At 68.9% G+C, this 23,369-nt stretch carries 21 protein-coding genes and 2 pseudogenes; 8 read left to right on the forward strand and 15 right to left on the reverse strand.

Annotation, left to right across the window (positions count from 1 at the left end; all coding sequences use genetic code 11):
• Window positions 1-228 (reverse strand): annotated as a pseudogene (locus RTM68_RS08195) (ATP-dependent helicase); the annotation flags it as partial.
• A gap of 312 nt (window positions 229-540) precedes the next feature.
• On the opposite strand from RTM68_RS08195, the gene RTM68_RS08200 reads away from it, so the two are divergent.
• On the forward strand, window positions 541-1,437 hold the full coding sequence (locus RTM68_RS08200; RefSeq protein ID WP_312169939.1) for an aldose 1-epimerase family protein: 897 nt from the start codon (window positions 541-543) through the stop codon (window positions 1,435-1,437).
• 120 nt (window positions 1,438-1,557) lie between these two features.
• Here RTM68_RS08200 and RTM68_RS08205 read toward each other — a convergent pair whose 3' ends face one another.
• The 4 genes from RTM68_RS08205 to RTM68_RS08220 form a co-directional block, all read right to left on the reverse strand.
• Entirely contained in the window at window positions 1,558-4,788 is a 3,231-nt protein-coding gene (locus tag RTM68_RS08205; protein WP_312169941.1) for an efflux RND transporter permease subunit, read from the reverse strand.
• A 22-nt stretch (window positions 4,789-4,810) separates the two neighbouring features.
• Entirely contained in the window at window positions 4,811-5,401 is a 591-nt protein-coding gene (locus RTM68_RS08210; protein ID WP_312169943.1) for a TetR family transcriptional regulator, read from the reverse strand.
• Between the two features lie 161 nt (window positions 5,402-5,562).
• Window positions 5,563-5,922: a CrcB family protein gene (locus RTM68_RS08215; RefSeq protein ID WP_312169945.1), complete on the reverse strand. Its 360-nt coding sequence runs from the start codon at window positions 5,920-5,922 to the stop codon at window positions 5,563-5,565.
• Window positions 5,919-6,308 carry a CrcB family protein gene (locus RTM68_RS08220; protein ID WP_312169947.1) on the reverse strand — a complete coding sequence of 130 codons (390 nt, stop codon included), beginning with the start codon at window positions 6,306-6,308 and terminating at the stop codon, window positions 5,919-5,921. The genes RTM68_RS08215 and RTM68_RS08220 overlap by 4 nt, the downstream gene beginning before the upstream one ends.
• Window positions 6,309-6,394: 86 nt before the next feature.
• Between RTM68_RS08220 and RTM68_RS08225 the strand changes: the two genes are divergently transcribed.
• On the forward strand, window positions 6,395-7,924 hold the full coding sequence (locus tag RTM68_RS08225) for an FAD-dependent oxidoreductase (protein WP_312169949.1): 1,530 nt from the start codon (window positions 6,395-6,397) through the stop codon (window positions 7,922-7,924).
• Between the two features lie 3 nt (window positions 7,925-7,927).
• Here RTM68_RS08225 and RTM68_RS08230 read toward each other — a convergent pair whose 3' ends face one another.
• The 3 genes from RTM68_RS08230 to RTM68_RS08240 all read right to left on the reverse strand — a co-directional run bounded on the left by RTM68_RS08230 (window position 7,928) and on the right by RTM68_RS08240 (window position 10,097).
• Window positions 7,928-8,752: a nitroreductase family protein gene (locus tag RTM68_RS08230; RefSeq protein WP_312169951.1), complete on the reverse strand. Its 825-nt coding sequence runs from the start codon at window positions 8,750-8,752 to the stop codon at window positions 7,928-7,930.
• Window positions 8,753-8,756: 4 nt separating this feature from the next.
• A complete protein-coding gene (locus RTM68_RS08235) occupies window positions 8,757-9,131 on the reverse strand; it encodes a hypothetical protein (protein WP_312169952.1) in 375 nt (124 codons plus the stop codon).
• Between the two features lie 177 nt (window positions 9,132-9,308).
• Window positions 9,309-10,097 (reverse strand): MerR family transcriptional regulator, encoded by a 789-nt coding sequence (locus RTM68_RS08240; RefSeq protein ID WP_312169953.1) that lies wholly within the window; start codon window positions 10,095-10,097, stop codon window positions 9,309-9,311.
• A gap of 140 nt (window positions 10,098-10,237) precedes the next feature.
• Between RTM68_RS08240 and RTM68_RS08245 the strand changes: the two genes are divergently transcribed.
• The 3 genes from RTM68_RS08245 (at window position 10,238) to RTM68_RS08255 (ending at window position 14,333) form a co-directional block, all read left to right on the forward strand.
• The gene (locus tag RTM68_RS08245; protein ID WP_396654209.1) at window positions 10,238-12,724 is read left to right on the forward strand and encodes a glycogen/starch/alpha-glucan phosphorylase; all 2,487 of its coding nucleotides are present in this window, start codon (window positions 10,238-10,240) and stop codon (window positions 12,722-12,724) included.
• A gap of 146 nt (window positions 12,725-12,870) precedes the next feature.
• Window positions 12,871-13,710 (forward strand): DUF4097 family beta strand repeat-containing protein, encoded by an 840-nt coding sequence (locus RTM68_RS08250; protein WP_312169955.1) that lies wholly within the window; start codon window positions 12,871-12,873, stop codon window positions 13,708-13,710.
• Window positions 13,707-14,333: a PadR family transcriptional regulator gene (locus tag RTM68_RS08255; RefSeq protein WP_312169956.1), complete on the forward strand. Its 627-nt coding sequence runs from the start codon at window positions 13,707-13,709 to the stop codon at window positions 14,331-14,333. Before RTM68_RS08250 ends, RTM68_RS08255 begins: the two co-directional genes overlap by 4 nt.
• Before the next feature lie 212 nt (window positions 14,334-14,545).
• Here the strand turns inward: RTM68_RS08255 and RTM68_RS08260 are convergent, their stop codons facing one another.
• Window positions 14,546-15,088 (reverse strand): universal stress protein, encoded by a 543-nt coding sequence (locus tag RTM68_RS08260; protein WP_312169958.1) that lies wholly within the window; start codon window positions 15,086-15,088, stop codon window positions 14,546-14,548.
• Between the two features lie 149 nt (window positions 15,089-15,237).
• Here RTM68_RS08260 and RTM68_RS08265 point away from each other — a divergent pair, with 149 nt between their 5' ends.
• Together RTM68_RS08265 and RTM68_RS08270 are read left to right on the forward strand one after the other, a co-directional pair.
• Window positions 15,238-15,426, forward strand: a complete 189-nt coding sequence (locus tag RTM68_RS08265) for a DUF3073 domain-containing protein (RefSeq protein WP_067119623.1) — start codon at window positions 15,238-15,240, stop codon at window positions 15,424-15,426.
• Window positions 15,427-15,560: 134 nt separating this feature from the next.
• Window positions 15,561-16,400 carry an MOSC domain-containing protein gene (locus RTM68_RS08270; RefSeq protein WP_312169962.1) on the forward strand — a complete coding sequence of 280 codons (840 nt, stop codon included), beginning with the start codon at window positions 15,561-15,563 and terminating at the stop codon, window positions 16,398-16,400.
• A 23-nt stretch (window positions 16,401-16,423) separates the two neighbouring features.
• Here the strand turns inward: RTM68_RS08270 and RTM68_RS08275 are convergent, their stop codons facing one another.
• From RTM68_RS08275 to purM, 3 genes and pseudogenes are all read right to left on the reverse strand, one after another.
• Window positions 16,424-17,725: an MFS transporter gene (locus RTM68_RS08275; protein ID WP_312169963.1), complete on the reverse strand. Its 1,302-nt coding sequence runs from the start codon at window positions 17,723-17,725 to the stop codon at window positions 16,424-16,426.
• Entirely contained in the window at window positions 17,722-19,194 is a 1,473-nt protein-coding gene (gene purF, locus RTM68_RS08280; protein WP_312169965.1) for an amidophosphoribosyltransferase, read from the reverse strand. The genes RTM68_RS08275 and purF overlap by 4 nt, the downstream gene beginning before the upstream one ends.
• A gap of 6 nt (window positions 19,195-19,200) precedes the next feature.
• Window positions 19,201-20,302 (reverse strand): annotated as a pseudogene (gene purM, locus RTM68_RS08285) (phosphoribosylformylglycinamidine cyclo-ligase).
• 62 nt (window positions 20,303-20,364) lie between these two features.
• Between purM and RTM68_RS08290 the strand changes: the two are divergent.
• Window positions 20,365-20,997 (forward strand): zinc-binding alcohol dehydrogenase, encoded by a 633-nt coding sequence (locus RTM68_RS08290; RefSeq protein ID WP_312169967.1) that lies wholly within the window; start codon window positions 20,365-20,367, stop codon window positions 20,995-20,997.
• Between the two features lie 15 nt (window positions 20,998-21,012).
• Here RTM68_RS08290 and RTM68_RS08295 read toward each other — a convergent pair whose 3' ends face one another.
• The 3 genes from RTM68_RS08295 to RTM68_RS08305 form a co-directional block, all read right to left on the reverse strand.
• Window positions 21,013-21,327 (reverse strand): potassium transporter Trk, encoded by a 315-nt coding sequence (locus RTM68_RS08295; protein WP_194765385.1) that lies wholly within the window; start codon window positions 21,325-21,327, stop codon window positions 21,013-21,015.
• Window positions 21,328-21,374: 47 nt separating this feature from the next.
• Entirely contained in the window at window positions 21,375-22,442 is a 1,068-nt protein-coding gene (locus tag RTM68_RS08300) for a WxL protein peptidoglycan domain-containing protein (protein ID WP_312169970.1), read from the reverse strand.
• Between the two features lie 124 nt (window positions 22,443-22,566).
• Window positions 22,567-23,369: HtaA domain-containing protein (locus RTM68_RS08305; RefSeq protein WP_312169972.1), on the reverse strand; the 803-nt coding region annotated here is incomplete at its 5' end.

The following is a 23,369-nucleotide window of genomic DNA, read 5'->3' on the forward strand; positions in this document are numbered from 1 at the left end:
GACGCTGCGGCTGCCGGGACGACGGTCGACGCCGGCCGATGCGGTGCGGCGCTCGCCGGCATCCGCACGTCCGCCGCGGGCGTCACGCGAGTCGCGCGTATCGCGGGCGTCGCGTCCTGCGTCACGACCGCCGGCGCGGCGATCGTGGAACGAGGTCTTGTTCGCGCCGTAGCGCGGCTCGAAGTTGGCGGCGGGACGTCCGCCGCGGGGCTTCTTGTTCTTGGGCATGGGTGTGTCCTTCTGAGTTCTCGCACGAGAACAGCGCCGCGCACACGCGCGAGCACCCTGCGCCGGATCGGATGCGATCGGACGGGGTTCCGGACTGTCAGCGGCCGGGGCCATTCGTGTGATGGTTGATTAGCGTCGAGCGACGCTCACCATCGGCCCCTGGACTCACACTTCTTACACAAAAACGTCCGCGCACTGCGCGGGTGTCCGAAGCCGACGCAACAAGTGTAGCGGTCCCACCTGAGAGACCCCTCAGTCCCCCGGCCCCCGCCTCGGTCCCCTCGCTCCGGCGTCGCGCCATACGATTGCGGGGTGAACTCCGCATCCCCCACCGGCACCCAGGTGCACCTCCAGCTCGGCGACGTCAGCGCACAGGTCGCGCAGGTCGGCGCTTCCCTCCGCTCGCTGCGCATCGGATCCGTCGACCTGATCGCCCCGTATCCCCTCGACGCTCCGACGCCGTCATGCTCGGGCGTCGTGCTCGCGCCGTGGCCGAACCGCGTGCGCGACGGCCGCTGGAGCGACGACGGCACCGCGCGGCAGCTCGCGATCACCGAGCCGAAGTTCGGCAACGCCAGCCACGGGCTCCTGCGCTTCACGTCGTACGACATCGAGCAGACGGCATCGGCGACGACGCTGAGCGCCACGATCGTGCCGCAGACCGGGTACCCGTACCTGATCGAGACCAGCGTGACGTATGTGCTGCGTGCCGACGGCATCGACGTGACGCACGCACTGACCAACCGATCCGCGACCGCGGCGCCGGTCGCGCTCGGAACGCATCCGTTCGTCACGATCGGCGACGTCGACCCGCACGACCTCGTGCTCACCGTTCCGGCGCACACGGCCTTCGACACCGACGAGCGGATGCTGCCGACGGGCACCAGTCCCGCCGATGCCGCTCTGCGAGACGGGGTGCGCCTGGGCGATGTGAGCCTCGACACCGGATTCACCGACCTCGACCGCGACGCCGACGGTCTGGTGCGGCACTCGCTGACCGCGCCGGACGGACGACGCCTCACCCTATGGCAGGGCGAGGGCTTCGACGTCGTGCAGGTCTACACGACCGACAAGTACCCCGGACAGTCTCTCGCCGTCGCGATCGAGCCCATGACCGCACCGGCCGACGCACTGAACAGCGGCGTCGGCCTCCGTCGACTCGCCCCGGGCGAGACCTGGACGCTGCAGTGGGGCATCACGCTCGACTGAGCTCGTCAGGAACCGAGCTCTGGGGCTCACGACTCAGCAGGAGACGGCCGATGCCCGCCCGGAAACCGATTCCGGACGGGCATCGCGCGCTTTCATGCTGAGTTGCGAACGCTGCCCCGGCTACTCGCCCCGCTCGCGCAGTTCCCGACGGGTCAGCTGGTTCGCATACGGCAGACCCGAGTCACCACCGGCACCCGTACCCGCACCCGCACCCGCACCCGCGAGCACGCGTCCGTCCGCGGGCACGGGCCCATCCGACGGCTCCGATCCGTCGACCGGCGCAGAACCGTCATCGCCCGAACCAGCCTTGCGGGCCCGGCGCCGCTCCTTCGCACCCTCGACGAGGTTGTAGAGCGTCGGCAGCACGATCAGCGTCAGTACGGTCGACGAGATGAGCCCGCCGATCACGACGATCGCGAGCGGCTGCGAGATGAATCCGCCGTGCCCGGTGATGCCGAGCGCCATCGGGGTCAGCGCGAAGATCGTCGCGAGCGCCGTCATGAGGATGGGGCGCAGACGCTTCTCGCCACCCGCCTTGACGGCATCGAGCGTCGACAGTCCCTTCTCGCGGTACTGGTTCACGAGGTCGATCAGCACGATCGCGTTGGTGACCACGATGCCGATGAGCATCAGCACACCGATGAGCGATGCGACGCCGAGCGGCACACCGGTGATGATCTGCAGCAGGATCGCACCGGTCGCCGCGAACGGCACCGACACGAGCAGCAGCAGCGGCTGGCGCAGCGACTTGAAGGTCGCCACCATCACGACGTAGACGATCAGGATCGCGGCGAGCATCGCGAGACCGAGCTGCGAGAACGAATCGGCCTGCTGCGTCGCGACGCCGCCGACCTCGGCCGAGGCTCCGTCGGGCAGGTCGACCGCAGCGAGCGCCTCGTTCACCGACTGGGTCGCCACGGCGAGGTTGTCGGATGCCGGCGGCACCGTGATCGTCGCGGTACGGCGCCCCTGCTCGGTCGTGATCGACGTCGGGCCGTTGCGCTCCTCGACGGTCGCGATCTCCTGCAGCTGCACGACCCCGAGCGGCGTCGGGATCGTCAGCTCGCGCAGAGCCTGCGCGGTCGTCGGCGGCTCGGCCGATGCGAGATAGATCGTGAGTGCAGTGTCGTCGATCTCGACGGTGCCCACCTGCTGCGGACGCATCGTGTTCGACACGATCGACCCGACGGCCACTTCGGAGAGACCGCGCTGCGCGGCGGCATCCCGATCGACGACCACCGCGAGGTACGGCAGCGCCGCGGCGAGGTTGTCGGTGACCTGCCCGACGCCGTCGCGACCGTCGAGCTCGTCGACCACGGCGGTGGTGGCGGTCTGCAGGTCGTCGGCGTTCGAGGCCGAGACCGAGATCTCGATGTCGCTGGATCCGAAGCCGGCTGACGACGCGACCGTCACCTCACCGACATCGGTGAGATCCTTCACGGCGTCCTGCACCGAGGCGCGGAGCTTCTCCTGGTCGGCGTCCGAGTCGGTGAGCACCGAGTAGGTGATGCCGGCTCCGCCCGAGAACGCGTCGCGCAGGGCCGAGCCGCTCGACCCGATCGAGGCCTGCACGGTGGTGACGCCGTCGATGTCGAGCAGTGCGTCCTCGACGGCGACAGCCGCCTCCGACTTGGTCTCGAGGCTCGCGGTCGGGCCGAGGTCCTGCGTAACGGTCATCGTGTTCTGACCCGAGTCGCTGAGGAAGTTCACCTTCATCAGCGGCGCCGCGGCGAGCGTGGCGCCGAGCACGACGACCGCGAGGATCACGGTCACTCCCGAGTGCTTGAGCGTCCAGCCGAGGATCGGACGGTAGGCGCGCTGCAGCGGCGTCGGCGGTGCAGCGGGGTCTTCCGGGTCGATCTGCACGCCGTTCTCGTCGAGCAGCGGCTTGCCGGGGCGGAGGAACCAGTACGCGAGCACCGGCACGATGGTGAGCGACACCAGCAGCGAGGCCACCATCGCGATCGACACGGTCATCGCGAACGGTCGGAAGAGCTCGCCGACCATGTCGCCGACGAACACGATCGGCAGGAACACCGCGACCGTGGTGATGGTCGACGAGGTCACGGCCATCGCGACCTCGCGCACGGCGAGGCGGATCGCGTCGCCCTTGTCGGCATCGCCGACGTAGTGGCGCTTGATGTTCTCGATCACGACGATCGAGTCGTCGACCACGCGACCGATCGCGATCGTGAGCGCGCCGAGGGTCAGGATGTTGAGCGAGTACCCGAACGCCTGCAGACCGATGAAGGTGATGAGCACGCTCGTCGGGATCGAGATCGCCGTCACGAGCGTCGACCGGATCGACAGCAGGAAGACGAGGATGATGATCACCGCGAACGCGAGGCCGAGCAGACCCTCGGTCGCGAGCGTCTCGATCGACTGCTGGATGAACGGCGCCTGATCGAAGATGATCGTGAACGTGGCGTCGGGGAACGCCTCGCCGATCTCGTCGAGCGCGGCGATCACTCCCTGCGAGACCTCGACCGTGTTGGCCGCGGGAAGCTTCGTGATCGAGATCGACAGGGCGTCCTCACCGTCGACGCGCGAGATCGACGAGATCGGGTCGGACTCCTGCACGACCGTCGCCACGTCTCCGACCGTCGCCTCGGTGCCGACCAGCGGCAGTGCCGCGATCTCCTCGACGGACGTGATCTTCGCTCCCGTCTGCACCGTGAGCGTCTGGCCGTTCTCGGTGATGTCCCCACCGGGGAACAGCGTGCCGTTCTGCTGCAGTGCGGTGCTGATGGCCTGCGTGCTCTGGCCGAGTGCCGCGAGCGCCGCGACGTCGGGTGTGATCGTGATGCGCTGACCGACGCCGCCGATGAGCTGCGCGGCGTTGACGCCGTCGACGTCCTCGAGATCGGGGATCGCGACGCTCGTCAGTTCCGCCTGCGCGTTCTCCGCGTCATCGAATCCGGTGACCGCGACCTGGATCACGGGGAAGTCGTCGATCGACACCGCGAGCACCTGCGGACTGATGTCTTCGGGCAGCTGCCCCGAGATGCGGTTGATCGCCTGCTGGATCTTCTGCTCGGCGGTCGCGAGGTTCGTGCCGTAGGCGAAGGTCGCCTGCACGATCGACGCGTTCGTCGTGCTCGTCGCGGTCGTTCCCTCGAGACCCGGTACGCCCTGGATCGCCGACTCGATCGGCGTCGAGACGTCGTTCTCGACGACCTCGGGCGAGGCGCCCGGGTACGTCGTCATGACCATGAGGTTCGGCAGCTCGAGCGACGGGATGAGCTCCTGCTTGAGGTTCGTCAGAGCGAGCCCGCCGAACACGGCGGCGACGATCGTGATCAGGGCGATCAGCGCGCGGTTCTTGAGACTCAGGACGGCGAGGTTCGACAAGGCGGATTCTCTCTCGGTCGGATCAGGCGGATGCTGCGGCGGTGGATGCTGTGGGAGACGCCTGAGGAGTGAGGATCCCGGCGAGGGCGTCGCGGATGAGCTCTTCGTCGAGCGGCTCGTCGTGGATCTGAGAGTGCCAGAGTACGCCGTCGATGAAGACGGCGGCCGCCCTGGCTCTGTCGACTCCGTGAACGGGGGCGATGAATCCGACGACCTCGTCGGACCACTGTCTGGCGAACGCGCGGACGCGGGGGTCGTGCACGGCCGCGGTGACGACGGCGCGGTCGGCCTGGATCGCGCGAGCATCCGTGAGCCCTTGGTGCACGAGTCGCGCGAGCCCCTCGGGAGTTACTCCTTCGACGACCACGGCCTTCCTGGTCTCGTCGATGCGCGCCTCGATCTCGGCGGCGAGCGCACCGATCGCCGCTTCGCGCAGATCGTCGAGAGTGGCGAAGTACTGAGTGGTGGCGCCCAGCGGCACGCCCGCGCGGGCGGCGACCTTGCGGTGTGTGAGAGCGTCGACGCCGATCTCGACGATCAGCTCGGCAGCGGCCGTGACGATCTCGAGACGGCGCGCTTCAGGATCGCGGCGTCGGCGTGTGCCCTCGCTCATCGATCCCCCTGCGCAGTCACGGGTGTACGCGTGTCTGTACGCGCGTACATGTACGTTTGTACATTCTGCATCCCGAACCTGGAGATTCGCCCGGCGCGCAGCTGCGTCATCGGGGGTCAGAGCACAGCGCCTGCGTCGGTAGAGCGCAGCACGACCGGCGGTCAGAGCACAGACCCGAGCGCGAGCCCGAGGCCTGCGAAGGCCAGGCCCAGCAGCAGCATCCCCCCGGCGTTGAAGACGGATGCGCGACGCGCGCCGTCGTGCCACAGGGCGACCGTGTCGAGCATCGCCGTGCTGAAGGTCGTGTAGCCGCCCAGCAGGCCGGCTCCCAGCAGGAATGCCTCCGAGGGAAGGGCCGCAGTCACCATGCCGAGCGCGAAGGACCCGCTGAGGTTGACGATGAGGATGCCCCAGGGAAAGCGGCGACCGACGGCCTTCGCGGCACCGAGATCGACGAGGTAGCGCAGCACGGCGCCCACTCCTCCGGCGAGCGCGGCGCCGACGAACAGCAGCGGGCTCATGCGTCCGCTCCCGCGAGAGGAGCCGATCGGCGGGGGCGTCCGAGACGCAGCCCCAGAGACGCCGCGACGAGGCCGAGCACGAGACTGCCGGCCGCGTACGCGAACGCGAGCAGCGGAGCATCCGCCCACAACGTCACCGCGCCCGTCATGAACGCGCTGTAGGTCGTGAAACCGCCGAGCACGCCCGTGCCGAGGAAGATCCGCAGACCGGCGGTCGAGGCGAACCGCGCGGCGACCAGGCCGATGAGCAGCGAGCCGACCACATTGACCAGCAGCGTCGCGGTGGGGAAGCCGCCGGCATCCGGCATCCACAGCCCCACGGCCAGCCGCGCAGCGGTGCCGATGCTGCCGCCCACGAAGACGAGGAGCAGGCGCCGAGGGGTCACGCGGCAACTCTAGCCGCGCACCGCCGATGCATCCGTCGATTGTCAACCGGGTGCGCGCCGAGCGGCGCCGGGTCGAGACTGTCCCCATGAAGCCACTGTGGAAGCTCGACCGGACTCCGCCCACCGGCACACCGTTCGACCCCGGCGCGCGGCACGACGTCGTCATCGTCGGCGCCGGCCTCACCGGACTCACCACCGCCGTCATGCTCAGCCGCGCGGGCCTCGACGTCGCGGTGATCGAGGCGGGCGAGGTGGCCCAGCTCGCGACCGGAGCGAACACCGGCAAACTGTCGCTGCTGCAGGGCAAGCGTCTCGCCGAGATCCGACGCCACCACCCCGCTCCGCTCGTGCAGGCCTATGTCGATGCGAACCGGGCGGGCATGGACTGGCTCCTCGCCTTCGCCGATCAGGCAGGCGTCTCGTACGAGCGGCGCACCGATCACTCCTACGCGCAGGACCCCTCAGGGCTCGAGACGCTGAACGAGGTGCACGCCGCGGCGAGCGACGCGGGCCTGCCGACCAGGATGCTCACGCGCGCCCAGCTCTCGTCGCTGGCGTTCCCTGTGTTCGGGGCCGTCGCGCTCGACGAGCAGGTGACGATCGATCCGGCCCTCGTGGCGCAGGCGCTCGCCGAGGAGCTGCTCGCGGCGGGCGGGGCACTGCATACGGGCGTCCGGGTGACCGCGACCCACGTGCTGCCCGATCCGCGTGTCGAGACCACGACGGGGCCCATGTTCGCGGAGCACATCGTGATCGCCACCGGATCGCCGATCCTGGACCGCGGTCTGTACTTCACGAAGATGCGGTCGTTCCGCTCGTACTGCGTCTCATTCGCGGTCGCCGGCGACGTGCCGGACTCGACATTCATCTCGGTCGACGGCGCGACGCGGTCGATCCGACCCGTCTCCGCCGCCGACGGTCCGGGCGGTGCGGCTCGGCTCGTCGTGGGCGGCAACGGCCACCCGGTCGGGCGATCCGACAGCGAGGCCGCCGCGATCGACGGGCTCGTCGAGTGGACGCGCCAGTACTTCCCGGATGCTGAAGAGACCCACCGCTGGGCTGCGCAGGACTACGAATCGCACAATCAGATCCCCTTCGTCGGGGCGATGCCGCGCGGACTCGGTGTCGTGCGCTTCGCGACCGGTTACGCGAAATGGGGCCTGTCCAACGCCCCTGCCGCGGCACTGCGCCTCACCGCCGAGATTCTCGGGGCGAGCTGGCACGACCGACCGTCGTGGATGGTCAAGATCGGCACCAGACTCACCGTTCCCGCCGACCTCGCCCGTGGGGCCGCCGAAGGGGCGAAGGTCGCGGCCGCTGCGACGAGCGGATGGGTGGATGCCGAACGCCGGCCCGTACCCGTTCCGAAGCCGGCCGAGGGAGAGGGCGTCGTCGCGAACCGCGGTGGACGCCCGGTCGCGATCTCGACCGTCGACGGCGTCACCCGGGCCGTGTCGGCTGTCTGCCCGCATCTGGGCGGCATCCTCGCCTGGAACGACGCCGAGTGCACGTGGGACTGTCCGCTCCACGCCTCGCGCTTCGAGGCCGACGGCACACGCATCGAGGGGCCCGCCCTGCAGGATCTGAAGGCTCAGCCGCGGACGAAGGAGAGCTGAGGTTCAGCTCGCAGGCGTGTTCTCCGCGCCCGGCGGCGGAGCATCCCACCCCTGCTGAGGCTGGTCGCAGCTCTCGCGGAACACGTACTGCGAGGCGAGCTTGCGCTGATGGCTCGACCAGTCGATCGCCGGGCGGCGCTGCTCCGGCGGCAGATAGCCGAGGCGGTACACGGCCATGAGCTCGAGGTCGTCCGGCACGTGGAGCAGGTCGATGATCTCCTCCCAGCGGCCGGGAACCTCCATCGGGAACGAGATGAACTGGATGCCCATGCCCAGCTCGACCGTCGTGAGCCAGACGTTCTCCATCGCAGCGCCCATGCTGAACACCGAGTAGAACGACGACAGCTGGCCCGGCCGGTACTCGCTGCGATCGAGCATCACGCCGAGCAGCAGCGGAGATCCGGCGACGAGCTTGTGGTTCTCCTCACCCAGGGTCTTGGGCACCCCGAAGGTGTTCATCAGCTTCTGGCCGCGCTTGGTGAACACCTGGCTCGTGAACGGGCGAAGAGCCGCGGGGAGCTTGTCGAACAGCATCCCGCTGCGCTTCTCCTCCATCTCGGCCTGGCTGAAGCGGAAGTACGGCTTGTAGCGCTCGAAGAACGTGCCGTTCGACATCGCCTCGGTCATGCTCTCGCCCGAGATGCGCGCGATCCTGTCGATCGTCTCGCGGTTCTCGATGACCACGAACCGCCACGGCTGACTGTTCAGCTGCGAGGGTGCGCGGCCGGCCGCCTCGAGCAGGATGCGCTGATGCTCCTCCGACACCGGGTCGGGCAGGAACGGCCCGTTCGTGGTCTTGCGGCGGCGGATGGCGTCGAGCAGTTCCATGCGTTCACTTCCGGTCGGTGGCGAGGCGCGAGCAGATGAGGCCCGCGATGATGAAGGGGGCCGCGGCGAGCGCGACGAGCGGATGCCGTCGGCCGTGCGTGCCGAGGTACGGGATCGCGGCGAGTGGAGCTGCCGCGGGCGCGAGTGCCAGCGCTGCGCGGCGGCTGGCGCGCTTCGGACGACCCCAGATGATCGCCGAGAACGCGGCGGCCGAGCTCGCGCACGTGGCGATGTACATCGCGTGATGCAGCCACCGGAAGTTGCTCGTGTCGATGAGCCTGGCCGCAACCGCGGTGCCGAGGGCGACGTTCGCACCGTAGGCGACGGCGGCGGCCGCGAAGAGCGGCGCGGCGTCGGTGCGTCTGCGGCGGTGGCCCATGACCCGACCCTACGCCCACCCCCGGCATCCGATCTCGGTCTTGCCGTGGTGTCTCGATCTGTGCAAAGCGGGGCCAGAACGCACCTCCCCCACCGTGCGGGGTCAAAAACGCACCTGAAACGAGCGTTTCGGATGCTTTATTGACCCCGCACGCGCGAGCGGATGCCGCGAGGCCGGCTACAGGTTGCCGTCCGCGTAGATGCGGAGGGCGTCGCGGACGAACTCCGCGCCCTGCGTGCCACCCGCCGACGTCGCATAGTTCGCGCCGAAGCGCGGGTCGGCGACGTACATCTCCCCGAGTCCGATGACGTATCCCTTCACGTCACCGCCCGGAGCGGCGGCGGGGGTTCCCGGGATGCCGGTGAGCCACTCGACGTGGCGACGAGCGACGTCCTGAGCCTCGGCGGAGGCCGGGTCGATGCCGCTCTCGGCGGCCGCGATCCAGTCGCGCCCGAGGTCGGAGACCCGCTGCTGCCAGTCGGCCCGCTCGGCGTCGGTCATCCCGCGCCACCAGCGGTCGCTGTCGGCGTAGGTCTTGCGACCCCAACGCTCTTCGACCTCCTCCCTGTACTGGGTGTGGTCGAAACCGTCGAACATGTTCTCTGCCATGAGTTCTTCACCTCCTTTCAATGCGTTGATGGTGTTCTCGACCGACGCGATCTGTCGCGCCAACCGGTCCTGCTCCTCGCGCAGCAGCGCGAGGTGTGTCTCGAGAGCGGACTCCTCGTTCTGCCGCGGGGTCACCGGATTCAGCACCTCGGCGATCTGCGGCAGACCGAGTCCGAGCTCGCGCAGCAGCAGGATGCGCTGCAGGCGCACGAGCGCGGCCTCGTCGTAGTGGCGGTAGCCGTTGTGCGCGATGCGAGAGGGCGGCAGCAGGCCGACGTCGTCGTAGTGACGCAGCGTCCTGCTGGTGGTGCCCGCGAGTCGGGCGATCTCCTGGATCGACCAATCACGACCGGTCATCGCGTCCTCCTTCCGTGGGTCCGTTCTTCGATGACTCCACGGTAGAAGTTGACGCAGCGTCAAGGTCAAGCGATCGCCCCAACCAATATTCTTCATCCGCCCGTCACACGAATCAGAGCGGCGCTCGCTACGGTCGTCTCGTGCCCGAATCACACTCCGCTCTGCATCCGCTCGCCCTCGCTCCCGTGATCGCTCCGCCGAGCACGGTGGATGAATTCGTGGAGCGCTTCCTGCACAATCTCAACTTCGACCGCGGCGTCGCCCTGTCGGCGTCCAGCGCCAACGATCGCTACCTCGCCCTCGCCCACACCGTGCGGGACTACCTGATGGCGCGATGGCTCGAAGATGTGCGGCACCAGAAGGAGGTGCAGGCGAAGGGCGTCTGCTATCTCTCGGCCGAGTATCTGCTGGGCCGCCAGCTCGACAACAACCTGCTCGCCGCCGACCTCACCGACGTCGCGACCGAGGCCCTGGCGTCGTGTGGCATCGCCCTCGACGAGCTGCGCGCTCATGAGGTCGAGCCGGGCCTCGGCAACGGCGGACTCGGACGCCTCGCGGCCTGCTTCATCGACTCGCTGGCCACGATGGCCGTACCTAGCATCGGCTACGGCATCCGCTACGAATACGGGATCTTCCGTCAGACGTTCATCGACGGCCAGCAGGTCGAGCAGCCGGATGCCTGGCTCGCGCTCGGCTCGCCGTGGGAGTTCGCCCGCCCCGAAGACGCGCAGACGATCGCGTTCGGCGGCCACACCGAGAAGTACGACGACGGGGGCGTCACCCGCAGCCGGTGGGTGCCGGCGTGGAACGTGCAGGCCGTGCCGTACAACTACATGGTCCCGGGATTCCAGAACGGCCGCGTCAACACTCTCCGCCTGTGGAGCGCCGTCGCCACCAGCGCCTTCGACCTGCGCATCTTCAACTCCGGCGACTACGAAGAGGCCGTGCGTGCCCAGACCTACGCCGAGAACATCTCGAAGGTGCTCTACCCCGAAGACTCCACCCCGCAGGGCAAAGAGCTGCGCCTGCAGCAGCAGTACTTCTTCGTCGCGGCATCCATCCACGACTTCCTCGACAACATGCTCGCCGACGACTTCGACCTCGCGAAGCTGCCCGAGCGGGTGATCTTCCAGCTCAACGACACCCACCCCGTGATCGCGGTGCCCGAGTTCATGCGGGTGCTCATCGACGAGAAGCACCTCGAGTGGGATGCCGCGTGGGCGATCACGCAGCAGTGCTTCGCGTACACGTGCCACACTCTGCTCCCGGAAGCCCTCGAGGTGTGGCCGGTCGAGCTGCTCGGCCGCCTGCTGCCCCGGCACCTCGAGATCATCTACCGCATCAATGAGGAGTTCCTCGTGGCGGTGCGCGAGCGCTTCGGCGACGACGAGATGCTCGTGCGCAACATGTCGATCATCGCCGAGCATCCGGTGCGGTCCGTGCGCATGGCGTACCTCGCGACCGTCGCGGGAGCGAAGGTCAACGGCGTCGCGGAGCTGCACTCGCAGCTGCTGCGCGACAAGGTGCTCCACGACTTCGACGCGTTCTTCCCCGGCAAGTTCACGAACGTCACCAACGGCGTCACCCCTCGTCGGTTCCTGCGCCTCGCGAACCCCGAGCTCTCATCGCTCATCACCTCGGCGATCGGCGACGGCTGGACCACCGACCTCGAGCGCCTGCGAGAGCTCGAACCCTTCGCCGAGGATGCCGCGTTCCGCAGCGCATTCGCCGGAGTGAAAGCGGCGAACAAGCGCCGCCTGAGCGAGGTGCTGCGCGAGCGCGACGGCGTCGAGGTCAGCGACGGCCACATGCTCGACGTGATGGTCAAGCGCCTGCACGAGTACAAGCGCCAACTGCTCAAGGTGCTGCACATCGTCACCACCTACGAGGGCGTGATCTCAGGACGCCTCGCCGTGTCGGCTGTCGTTCCCCGCACCGCGATCTTCGGGGCGAAGGCCGCCCCCGGATACGCCATGGCGAAGCGCATCATCCACCTGATCAACGCCGTCGGCGAAGTCGTGAACACCGACGCTCGCCCCGAGGGCCGACTGAAGGTCGTCTTCCCGCCGAACTACAACGTCACCCTCGCAGAGCGGGTGATCCCCGCCGCCGATCTGTCAGAGCAGATCTCGCTCGCCGGCAAGGAGGCCTCGGGCACCGGCAACATGAAGTTCGCGCTGAACGGCGCGCTCACGATCGGCACGGATGACGGGGCGAACGTCGAGATCCGCGAGCTCGTGGGCGACGACCACTTCCACCTGTTCGGCATGAGCGAGCCCGAGGTCTCCGACCTGTCGGCCCGCGGGTACCGGCCGCAGGACTTCTACCAGGCCGACGAGGGCCTGCGCCGGGCGATCGACCTGATCGCATCCGGTGCGTTCTCGCGCGGCGACCGCTCGGTGTTCGAGCCCGTCGTCTCGAACCTGCTCTACGAAGACCGGTTCATGGTGCTCGCCGACTACGCGTCGTACATCGCGGCACAGGAACGAGTGGATGCCGCCTACGCCGACCGGGATGCGTGGACCCGCTCGGCGATCCTCAACGTCGCCCGCACCGGCTTCTTCTCGTCCGACCGGTCGATCCGCGACTACATCGACCGCATCTGGCATACCCCGCCGCTGGTCTGAGGCTCGCGCTGATCGCGGTCGAGCGGCACCGACCGTACCCGGATGGGCGGCCTGTTCCTCACAGACCGCTTGACAGGATCGAGATATATCGTGTTATTCTCGACACACACGATATATCGTGTTCCCTCAACACAGGAGAAGCAGACATGACCGAGAAGTGGCTCATCGCCCCGGGCGAAGAACGCGTGATCGACATCGAGAACGTCACCCGACTGAAGATCGGTCTGGTCGGCGGCCAGGTCGACGTCATCGCGCACGACGAACCCGGCATCCGCATCGAGGTGCACGGTGTCACCACCAAGGACCTGCGCATCGAGGCGCACGACGGCGAGGTCGAGATCGACCACCCGCAGCTCGGCTGGGACAACTTCCTCGAGGTGTTCCGCAACTTCGGCTCGGGCGGCCCCAAAGCCGAGGTCAGCGTCGCCGTCCCCCGCTCGATCGCCCTCAACCTCGGCGTCGTCAGCGCCGGCGCACTCGTCTCGGGGATCCGCAACGACGCCCGCCTGAACACCGTCTCGGGCGACATCATCGTCGACACCCTGATCGGCGACCTGTCGGTGAACTCCGTCTCGGGCGACGTGCAGGTGCGCGGACTCACCGGATCGATCACGGCCAACAGCGTCTCGGGAGACGTCGCCGTCACCGGCACCGTCCGCAAGGCGACCGTCGACATCGTGTCGGGTTCGACCCTCGTCGACGCCGCGGGCGACGTGAACACGATCAACATCAACTCGGTCTCAGGCGGCACCACCGTGCGCCTCGACGAGTCGCTCGCCGCGAACTACGTGATCCGCTCGCTGAGCGGTCGCCTGCTGATCGACGGAATCGAGCGCGGTTCGTCGGGCATCAACAACTACACCGGGTCGACCGGTGAGCTCGCCGGCCGCTTCGTCGACCTGCGCGCGAACTCCGTGTCAGGTGGCGTGACCGTGCTGCGCCGCACCCCGGCATCCATCGCAGACGATGCGGAGTGGGAAGCATGAGTCCCGCAGTCTTCTCCCACGGCGACCTGCGCCTGTACCTGCTCTCGCTGCTCGCCGAATCGCCGCAGCACGGGTACGGCATCATCCAGGCGCTGACCGATCGCACCGGCGGCACCTACACGCCGAGCGCCGGCACCATCTACCCTCGCCTCGCGAAGCTCGAAGAAGAGGGCCTGGTCACCAAGACCGTCGACGGCCGCACCACGATCTACGCGATCACCGACGCAGGACGCGCCGAGCTCGCGTCTCGTGAGGGCGATCTTGCCGGGATCGAGGCGGGGATCACCGACTCGGTGCGCCTGATCGCCAACGAGGTGCGCCAGAGCGTCAAGGAGGCGATGAAGAGCCTCCGCGCCGATCTCGCCACCGCGGAGAAGGACGATCGCGCGGCATCCAAGTCCCGCCCGCGCACTGCGGGCGACGACGAGCGCATCGTCAGTCGCGAGGAGATGCACCGAGCGGATGCCGTCATCAACGCGTTCCGCGCGCGGGTGCGCACGGATCTGCGGACGCATGTGGCCAAGGGGGGCACGCTGCCCGCATCCGTCGTCTCGGACCTCGAGGACGGACTGGATGCCGCAGCCCGCGGCATCACCACGGCTCTGGCGTCACTCGGGCGCTGACCCATCCCCCGGTCGCCGCGTTTCGTCTCACGCGGCTCCGCCGGGCTCGCTCAACGACCGAACACCCCGGTCGTTGAGCGAAGACGACGGAGTCGCCTGAGACGAAACGTCGCACCCCGATCTCGCATCGGTGCCGCGTACGACCCCGGTCGCAGCGTTTCGTCTCGCTCGGCTCCGCCGGGCTCGCTCGACGACCGAACGGCTCCAGAGACCTACTCGGTCCAGATCTCGGACTGCGAGTCGGGAACCGGCTCTTGGAGTGGCACGACGAGCACGGAACGGTGCTGGCGATGCGCGAGCCGAGCGGCGACCGATCCCGTGAAGAACTCGCGGATCGACTCGCCGATGCCCCGCCTGCGCGTGCCGACGACGATCAGTTGGGCATCGAGCTTGTGCGCGAGCTGCTTGATCGCGAGCGCCGGGTCTCCGACCAGCTGTCGGGCCGTCCAGGTGATGCCCGTGCCGTCGAGGGCGGCGGCAGCCTCGGCCTGCACGGTCTCGAACTCGGCGGCTCCCGCATCGAGGTTCATGTCGATCGGCGCCGAGTGCACATACCCGTCGGGGTCCTCGTAGGTCACGAAGCGGGTGACGTCGACGTGCGCGACCACGAGGGGCACGCGCAGCAGCCGCGCGAACCGCGCCGCCTCGTCGATCACATGCGCGGACTGACCGGGCTGCATCCCGACGATCACCGCTTTCTGCAGTGTCGCGTTCTGCGCCGCCTCGTCAGAGGGCGTGGAGGTGTCGTCGGTCATGAAGATCGCTCCCTTCACCGGCCTGGCATCAGCCAGGGGGGCCTACCCGCGTGCTATTCTGAATGCTACTCTTACCGGCCCTGAGCCGGTGTCGTGAATGCATCGGGCCACCAGTTGCCCGCAGCTTAACTCGTGAGGGGGTCTCGCGCATGGGCCGTGGCCGTCAAAAGGCGAAGCACACCAAGATCGCCCGCGAACTGAAGTCATTCAGTCCGTCGGTGAACTACTCCGCGCTGGAGCGCGAACTCGGGCACCCGAGTGACTCTGAAGACGCCTACGTCGACAAGTGGGCAGACGAGTATGCAGACGAAGACGAGGACGAACTAGAAAAGGCCTGACCGCCGATTCGTTCGACCATCGTCTCCCCCGTGCGTCACACGGGGGAGTTCGTCGTATCCGAAATGCCGGAACATCGTGTCCTCCTGCCCGCGCGTGCGCGGACGTCGGGGCACGCGGCTGACAGACTCGTCGTATGACTCGCGTCGTCTCGCTCTATCGGCATCCCATCAAGGGGCTCACTCCGGAATCCGTCGACTCGCTCACGGTGCAGCCTGATGGCCGCATCGCGGGCGATCGGGTGCTCGCCGTGCGCTTCGCCGACGCGGTGGCACCCGAGGCTCGCGACGGCCTCGATCACTGGCCCAAGGCGAAGGGCCTGTCGCTGCAGGACTTCCCCGCCCTCGCCGCGCTGAAGACGACCTACGACGATCGTGCGCGCACCGTGCGGATCGAGCATGACGGCACGCTGCTCGTCGAGGCGGGTCTCGACGAGACCGGTCGCGTCGAACTCGCGGATGTCCTCGCCGACTTCGTGCTGAGCACCCCCGAGGGCCGCCGGCTGCGACGCCCGGGCCGGCTGCCGCTCGTCGTGGTCGGCGACGGCACGACCTCGAGGTTCCAGGATCGCGCGCGAGGGTATGTCTCGGTGCACACGCGGGCGAGCGTGACCGCTCTCGGCGACGCGCTCGGCCTGGGCATCGATGACCGTCGATTCCGGTCGAACATCGTGATCGACGATGCGGAGGCGTGGTCCGAACTCGAGTGGCGCGGACCGGTGACGATCGGGCAGGTCTCGTTCGACGCGGCAGGGCCGATCGTGCGCTGCCTCGCGACGCATGCCAATCCCGACACGGGCGTGCGTGACGCCAAGGTGCTCACCACCCTCACGGGTGCACTCGGGCAGGACGAGCCGACGCTCGGCCGACTCCTGCTCCCCGGTGAGTCGCCGGCGGGGACGGATGCCTGGCTCGGCGGCACCATCCGCATCGGCGACGAGGTCAGCGCGACAGCGGCTGAGGCAGCGAGGGCCTGACCGACGAGAGCGGCGCGTTCAGGTCACCAGCGCCCGTGCCGACGCTCCCAGTCCTCTTCGATCGTGCGGCGGCGGCCGGCGATCCAGCCCGCGGGGATCACGGCCACGAGCACGCCGACGAGCACCCAGAGCGGGATCTGCCAGCTGTCCGTCAGATCGTGGATCAGTCCGATCAGCAGGGGGAAGGCCGCCGCGACCGCGTAGCCGATGCTCTGCACGAAGCCGCTCAGCGCGACGGCGCTCTCGGACGTGCGAGCACGGATGCTGAGCAGCACCAGCGCGAGAGGGAACAGTGCCGGAGCGAGGCCGAACAGCACGACCCACAGGGGCATCGCCACGGTGGGCAGGAAGAGGAAGCCGGCGAGACCGGCGAGACCGGCGGCGATGGCGATGAAGAAGACCGGCCGCGTCGCCTGGAAGCGCACGATCAGGATCGGCACGAGCAACGAGCACGGCAGCCCCATGAGCCCGAACAGCGAGAGCAGCAGACCAGCGTTCGAGGGGCTCACCCCGCCCACGTCGATCATGATCGTGGGCAGCCACGAGAACGACACGTAGGCCATGGTCGACGACGCCCCGAAGACGAGTGCGATCGACCAGGCCATCGGCAGCCGCCAGAGCCGTCCGAAGACCCTCGGGTTCGCGGGCGTCGTCGAGATCGGGCCGGTCGCCACCGAGGCGGGGTCGTACGGCTCGTCCACCGGTTCGGAACGCGGCTTCACGAGGGCGGGCGCAGCCGCGGCATCCGCTCTGCTCGTCAGCAGCATCGCGACCCACGGCACGAGGGCGAGCGCGGCGAACACGCCCCACAGCCCCAGCGACACGCGCCATCCGGCCGTGTCGGCGATCGGCACCGCGACCAGCGGCGGCACGAACGTCGACACCGCCATGGTGGTCGAGTACACGGTCATCATGAGACCGAGACGATCGGGGAAGTACTTCTTCACCAGCGGCGGCAGCAGCACGTTGCCCGACCCCACGCCCGCGAAGACGACCGCGGTCGCCGCGAGAAGCGACGTCGAGTCGACCGACAGGCTGCGCAGCAGCAGGCCTGCGGCGATCAGGGCGATCGCGACGACGGCGACGCGCTCGAGGCCGAAGCGACGCTCGAACAGCGGAGTGAGCAGACCGAAGACGGCGAAGCACACCGGGGGCGCGGCGCCGATCAAGCCGATCACGACGGACGACACCGGGAAGTCCGCGGCGACATGGTCGATCACCGGAGACAGCGATGCCACGGCGGATCGCAGCGAGAACGCGACCAGCACGATGCCGATCAGCGCGAGCGCGCGTCCGCGCCAGAGCGGCTGCGCACTCGAGGTCACGAGGTCTGCGACCCCTCCACCCACGCGAGGTACTCGTCGGTGACGGTGCCGGTGACGTACCGACCGTCGAAGCAGCTCATGTCGAGATCGCTGAGCACCGAGCCTTCGGTGATCGCGGCCTTGAGGTCTTCGACCTCCTGGTAGACCAGGTGGTCGCAGCCCAGCTCCTCGGCGATCTCGGGGATCGTGCGGCCATGGGCGATGAGCTCGTGACGCGACGGCATGTTGATGCCGTAGACATGCGGATGCCGCACGGGCGGCGCGGCCGAGGCGAACGTCACCGACGTCGCACCGGCATCCCGCGCCATCTGGATGATCTGCTTCGACGTCGTGCCGCGCACGATCGAGTCGTCGATCAGCAGGACGTTCTTGCCCTGGAACTCGGTCGACATGGCGTTGAGCTTCTGACGCACGCTCTTCTTGCGCACGGCCTGGCCGGGCATGATGAAAGTGCGGCCGACGTAGCGGTTCTTGTAGAAGCCCTCGCGGTACTCGATGCCGAGCTTGCGGGCGACCTCCATCGCGGCGGGGCGCGCGGAGTCCGGGATCGGCATGACGACGTCGATCTTGTCCATCGGCACGTGCTTCGCGATGGTGTCGGCGAGCTTGTCGCCCATGCGCAGGCGCGATTCGTAGACCGAGACGCCGTTCATGACCGAGTCGGGACGCGCGAGGTAGACGTACTCGAACGCGCACGGCGCGAGCACGGCCTCGGTGGCGCACTGCCTGCTGTGCAGCTCGCCCTCGTTCGTGATGAAGATCGCCTCGCCGGGTTCGACCTCGCGCACGACCTCGTAGTCGGCGTTCTCGAGCACGAGCGACTCGCTCGCCACGACCCACTCGTCGCGCCCTTCGGATCCCGCGACCGTCGACGGGCGACGGCCCAGGATGAGCGGGCGGATGCCGAACGGGTCGCGGAAGGCCAGCAGACCGTATCCGGCGATCACGGCGATGACGGCGTAGGCGCCCTCGATGCGCTCGTGGGTGCGCTCGACGGCCTCGAAGATGCGCTCGGCGTCGAGGTCGACCGTCGAGGTCGTGTTCTGCAGCTCGCCCGCGAGCACGTTGAGCAGCAGCTCGGTGTCGCTCGAGGAGTTCAGGTGACGGCGGTCGCGCTTGGCCATGTCGGCCGTGAGCTCACGCGTGTTCGTCAGGTTGCCGTTGTGGATGAGGATGATGCCGTACGGCGCGTTCACGTAGAACGGCTGCATCTCCTCCTCGTTCGAGGCCGTGCCCTTCGTGGCGTAGCGCACGTGACCGAGGCCGACGTTGCCGAGCAGACCGCGCATGTCACGGGTGCGGAACGCCTCGCGGACCATGCCCTGCGCCTTGGCGTTGTGCATGACGCCGTTCGCCTCGGCTGTGGCGATTCCCGTCGCATCCTGGCCGCGGTGCTGCAGCAGCAGGAGTGCGTCGTAGATGTCCTGATTGACCGGGGCAGAGCCCACCATTCCGACGATGCCGCACATGGGCTCTTACTTCGCTCCGTCCGCGTAGGCGCCGACCAGGCGCACTGCTCCACCGTCGACGCCCTTGGCGCCCTGTTCGAACTCTCCTGCCGGACGCGCGCCGAAGCCCACGGTTCCGACCTGCCACGCGGGCATGCCCTCGGCTGCGAGGGCCGCGATGGCGGCATCCTTCTTGTCGGCCGCGATGACCGCGAGGAATCCGATGCCGAGGTTCCAGGTGCCCTCGGCCGATTCGAGCGTGGATCCGGCGATGTCGCTGAGCACGCGGAAGACCGGGCTCGGCGACCAGGTGCCGCGGTCGACCTCGGCCCAGCTGCCCTGCGGGAGCACGCGGGCGAGGTTCGCCGCGATGCCGCCGCCGGTGACGTGGCTGAGGGAGTGCACTCCCCCACCGAGCTGCTCGATCAGACGAAGCAGCGGAAGCGTGTAGAGGCGGGTCGGCTCGAGCAGAGCCTCACCCCAGGTGGTGCCGAAGTCGGCGGCGTTGTCGCCGTAGCCGATGCCGGCGTTCGTGACGATGTGACGCACGAGCGAGTAGCCGTTCGAGTGGAGTCCGCTGGACTCGACGGCGATCACGACGTCGCCGTCCTGCACGCGGTCGGCTCCGAGGATGCCGTCGGCCTCGACGACACCCGTCGCCGCTCCTGCCACGTCGTAGTCGCGCGGGCCGAGCAGACCGGGGTGCTCGGCGGTCTCGCCGCCCACGAGCGCGGTGCCGGTGGCGGAGCACGCCTCGGCGATGCCGCGCACGATGTCGGCGATGCGCTGCGGGAAGACCTTGCCGCAGGCGATGTAGTCGGTCATGAAGAGCGGCTTCGATGTCGTCGACGACCATGCCGACCAGATCCTGGCCGATCGTGTCGTGCTTGTCGATGGCCTGCGCGATGGCGACCTTCGTACCGACACCGTCTGTGCTGGTCGCGAGCAGCGGGCGACGGAAGTCGCGCAGTGCGCTCGCGTCGAACAGCCCGGCGAATCCGCCGACACCGCCCAGCACTTCAGGGCCGTGCGTCGCGCGCACGGAAGACTTCATCAGCTCGACGGCGAGATCGCCTGCAGCGGTATCGACGCCGGCTTCGGAATAGGGATTGGTGGGGGAGGCAGCCACCCGTCCAGCCTACCGCCCACGGAGGCCACCTCTCCCCTCCCTCCATCTCCTACGATGGGGCCATGGCCGACAAGCCGCAGTGGTTGATCCGCGAAGACGCGAGCGTTCCGGTGCTCGTCGCGCTCGCACTGCGCCAGAGCCTCGGCATCCGCGCCCCTCAGGACCTGCCGAGCCTGCGGGATCTCCCCGTCAGAGCGCCCGACGCGGCCGAGGTCACCCCCGAGCTCGAGAAGCAGTGGCGCGACTACTGGGACATGACGATCGAGCCGCGCGCACACCCGTCCGGTGTGCCGCTCGAGCTGATCGACGGGTTCGACACGCTCGTCGCGCTGCCCGCGACCGGAGCGGAGCAGCTGGCCGAGGCGATCGCGCCGCACGCGGCATCCGCCCTGCACTTCGCCCGCGTCGCCCACGATCGCTACGTGTCGTCGATCCGCAGCTCGATCGCGACCCGCTCGGGCAGCGGGACGATCGGCGGCGAGGCGTACAGGGCGTATGCCAGTGCCATCGCCGAGTTCGAGCGCGACATCGGACGTCGGGCGCACTCGTTCGAGCTGAACGTGCAGGTGCTGCCGTTCTCGCAGCGCGGCATCTGGTGGGTCGGGGCGCTGACCGTCGCGGTCACCGACGGCCTGCGGCGCGACGTGGTGTCGTTCGACGCGGCGATCCGGCCGATCATCGCCGAGCTGGCGTGACCGGACCCGACTCGGTCAGTCCTTCTCGATGATCGTCTCGTGCTCGACGCGCACGACGTGATCGTGGCGGCGGGCCGTGCGCTCGAGGATCAGCGCGACCACGCTGGCGAGCGCGACGCCGATCGGCACCGTCCACAGCAGCAGGAATCCGAACACCTGGCCGGGAGGGTAGACGACGTTCACGGCCTCCGACGGCTCGTAGCTGCCGATCGCCGTGAGGATGCCCGCGGCGATGACGCCGAGCACGACGCCGATGCCCATGAACACGCCGAATCTCGGCACGCGTCGTACGGTCGCCTCGACCGTCTCGGAGGAATCGTGGGAGGACATGCTCCCATTGTCCCATCGTTGTCTGTGCGCCGGGCGCGGGTCTCGACTCAGACGGGATCCGCTGCGTGAGTCGCCTCGGAGAGCGAGTCCGCCCCGCGGCGCGAGCGACGCCGCAGTACGAGGAGCACCGTGACGAGCGCCGCGACCGCGAGTACGACGACCGCTGCGAGGAGCGACCACGAGACCGCAGCCACGGAGACGTCCACGCTGACGGCATCGAGCGGCTGCGCCCCCAGCCCGACAGCCTCGGGCACCACGGTGAGCGTGCCGCCGAGCCATCCGAGCGACGCGACGTCGTCGAGCGTCCGCTGGACGACGATCGACGACCCCGGCAGTACCTCGGCCGTCGCGGTCGGAGGAGCCCCGACGGCCCCCACGCCCAGAGGGCCGGCCAGCGCGACGGCATCCGTCGCCGTGATCCGGGTGTCTCCGGTGTTCGTCAGCGTGTAGGACACGGTGAGGCTGCCGCCGGAGAAGGGGTTCCACGAGGGCTCGAACGCCGCAGCGGGCTCGGTGACCGTGACGGCGGGTGACAGCTCGCCGGACACTCGCAGGTGCACGCGGATGCCGAGTCTGCGATCGACCGCGAGTGTCGCTCCGGGATCCGCCGAGGCGACCGATGTGACGATGCCGCCGGGGTGGTCGCCGGGCCGGGCATCGGCGGGGACCGAGATCGTGAAGGGCACCTCGCGTGCCTCCCCGGGCTGAAGCGAGAGCGACGGCTGCGGAAGAACGATCCAGGAGCCGGAGTCCGCCTTGGGCTCGTCGCCCAGCCGGAGGTCGAGCACACCCTCCGGGGTGGTGAACGCGTCAGCGGCGTAGAGCACCAGCTCGAGCGGCGTCGATCCCGTGTTGGCGACGATCACCGCATCCGAGATCTGCGCCCCGGGATCCACCGCGTAGCCGAAGTTGCCGCGGCCCGCGCCGTTCGCGTTGTCGGCGGGGATCAGGCTCCACGCCGCGCTGTCGCCCGCGGCGATGGGCACGACGAGCGCCGTCGACGTCGGACTCGCGGAGTCGGCGGACGCAGGAACCGAGACCGCGCAGAGAGCGAGCGCGAGCATCGCGCTGAACAGGGCGCGGGCGCGGAGGCGGAGGGCGTGCGGTCGGGACATGGTGCTCTCGGGCTGACATCGCCGCCGGAGGCCGGAGACGGGACGGAGGTGTGCAGTGGTACGACGGGTGCGGGAGGCGATCCCCCCGATGCGGCAGCACCGAGGGGATCGACCCGCGGTCGGCTCAGCCGACGGCGGTGATGGTGACCGTCGCCTTGTAGTCGCCGGCCGGAGTGGTGCTCGGAATGACGAGGCTGAGATCGGCCGAGACCGTGGCGCTGGATGCCGCGGAGGATCCGGCGATGCGCACCGGGTTCACGAGGCCCCGAACCGCCTCGCCGGCGACCACGGAGGAACCCGCGTTCGAGACCTTGGGGTTGATTGCGAGCTGCTGCGCCGTGAACGAGTTCGATCCGGACACGAAGTCGCTCACCTTGCCGGTGAGCTCCCAGCTGTAGTTGCCGGTGCCGCCCGCGCGGGTGTCGGTGACGGCGATGTCGTTCAGCGCACCGGAGGCGACGAACGAGCCGTTGCTCTCGGTGGCGGTGCCGAGTGAGACCGGGCTGTCGGTGGCCCACTCCCAGCCGAACGACCCCGTGCTCGGCTCGGGCTCGACCGCCTTCTCAGGCAGGGTGACCGAGATGTCATCGGCACCCGCCGCAGGCTCGGGCACGACGGATCCCTCTTCGACGTCGGCCGTGATCGTGAAGTCGTCGAGGGCGGCGCCGGCCGCATACAGCGGATTCGCGGCCGCGCCGGCCGAGCTCACCGTCACACCGGTACCGGAGACCGACACCTGCCCGCCGTCGACGCTCACCACGGCGTTCGCGACATCGGCCAGGACGACATCCTGATTCTCATGGGTGCCCTGCGGGGTCGAGCCGAAGTCGATGCCCGCCCACAGGTAGGTGTCGGCGACGATGCTCGCGGTGCCGTTCGAGACGACCACCGAGATGTTCGAGAGCTTCACGTCGAAGAAGTGCGCGG

It is taken from the genome of Microbacterium sp., assembly GCF_031988965.1.
GTDB lineage: Bacteria > Actinomycetota > Actinomycetes > Actinomycetales > Microbacteriaceae > Microbacterium.

Bases quoted from the DNA above. Each gene is read 5' to 3' on its own strand.
- RTM68_RS08210 (WP_312169943.1), bottom strand. From the start codon at position 5,401: ATGAGCGAGGGCACACGCCGACGCCGCGATCCTGAAGCGCGCCGTCTC.
- RTM68_RS08215 (WP_312169945.1), bottom strand. From the start codon at position 5,922: ATGAGCCCGCTGCTGTTCGTCGGCGCCGCGCTCGCCGGAGGAGTGGGC.
- RTM68_RS08225 (WP_312169949.1), top strand. From the start codon at position 6,395: ATGAAGCCACTGTGGAAGCTCGACCGGACTCCGCCCACCGGCACACCG.
- RTM68_RS08230 (WP_312169951.1), bottom strand. From the start codon at position 8,752: ATGGAACTGCTCGACGCCATCCGCCGCCGCAAGACCACGAACGGGCCG.
- RTM68_RS08235 (WP_312169952.1), bottom strand. From the start codon at position 9,131: ATGGGCCACCGCCGCAGACGCACCGACGCCGCGCCGCTCTTCGCGGCC.
- RTM68_RS08240 (WP_312169953.1), bottom strand. From the start codon at position 10,097: ATGACCGGTCGTGATTGGTCGATCCAGGAGATCGCCCGACTCGCGGGC.
- RTM68_RS08250 (WP_312169955.1), top strand. From the start codon at position 12,871: ATGACCGAGAAGTGGCTCATCGCCCCGGGCGAAGAACGCGTGATCGAC.
- RTM68_RS08255 (WP_312169956.1), top strand. From the start codon at position 13,707: ATGAGTCCCGCAGTCTTCTCCCACGGCGACCTGCGCCTGTACCTGCTC.
- RTM68_RS08260 (WP_312169958.1), bottom strand. From the start codon at position 15,088: ATGACCGACGACACCTCCACGCCCTCTGACGAGGCGGCGCAGAACGCG.
- RTM68_RS08265 (WP_067119623.1), top strand. From the start codon at position 15,238: ATGGGCCGTGGCCGTCAAAAGGCGAAGCACACCAAGATCGCCCGCGAA.
- RTM68_RS08270 (WP_312169962.1), top strand. From the start codon at position 15,561: ATGACTCGCGTCGTCTCGCTCTATCGGCATCCCATCAAGGGGCTCACT.
- purF (WP_312169965.1), bottom strand. From the start codon at position 19,194: ATGTGCGGCATCGTCGGAATGGTGGGCTCTGCCCCGGTCAATCAGGAC.
- RTM68_RS08290 (WP_312169967.1), top strand. From the start codon at position 20,365: ATGGCCGACAAGCCGCAGTGGTTGATCCGCGAAGACGCGAGCGTTCCG.
- RTM68_RS08295 (WP_194765385.1), bottom strand. From the start codon at position 21,327: ATGTCCTCCCACGATTCCTCCGAGACGGTCGAGGCGACCGTACGACGC.
- RTM68_RS08300 (WP_312169970.1), bottom strand. From the start codon at position 22,442: ATGTCCCGACCGCACGCCCTCCGCCTCCGCGCCCGCGCCCTGTTCAGC.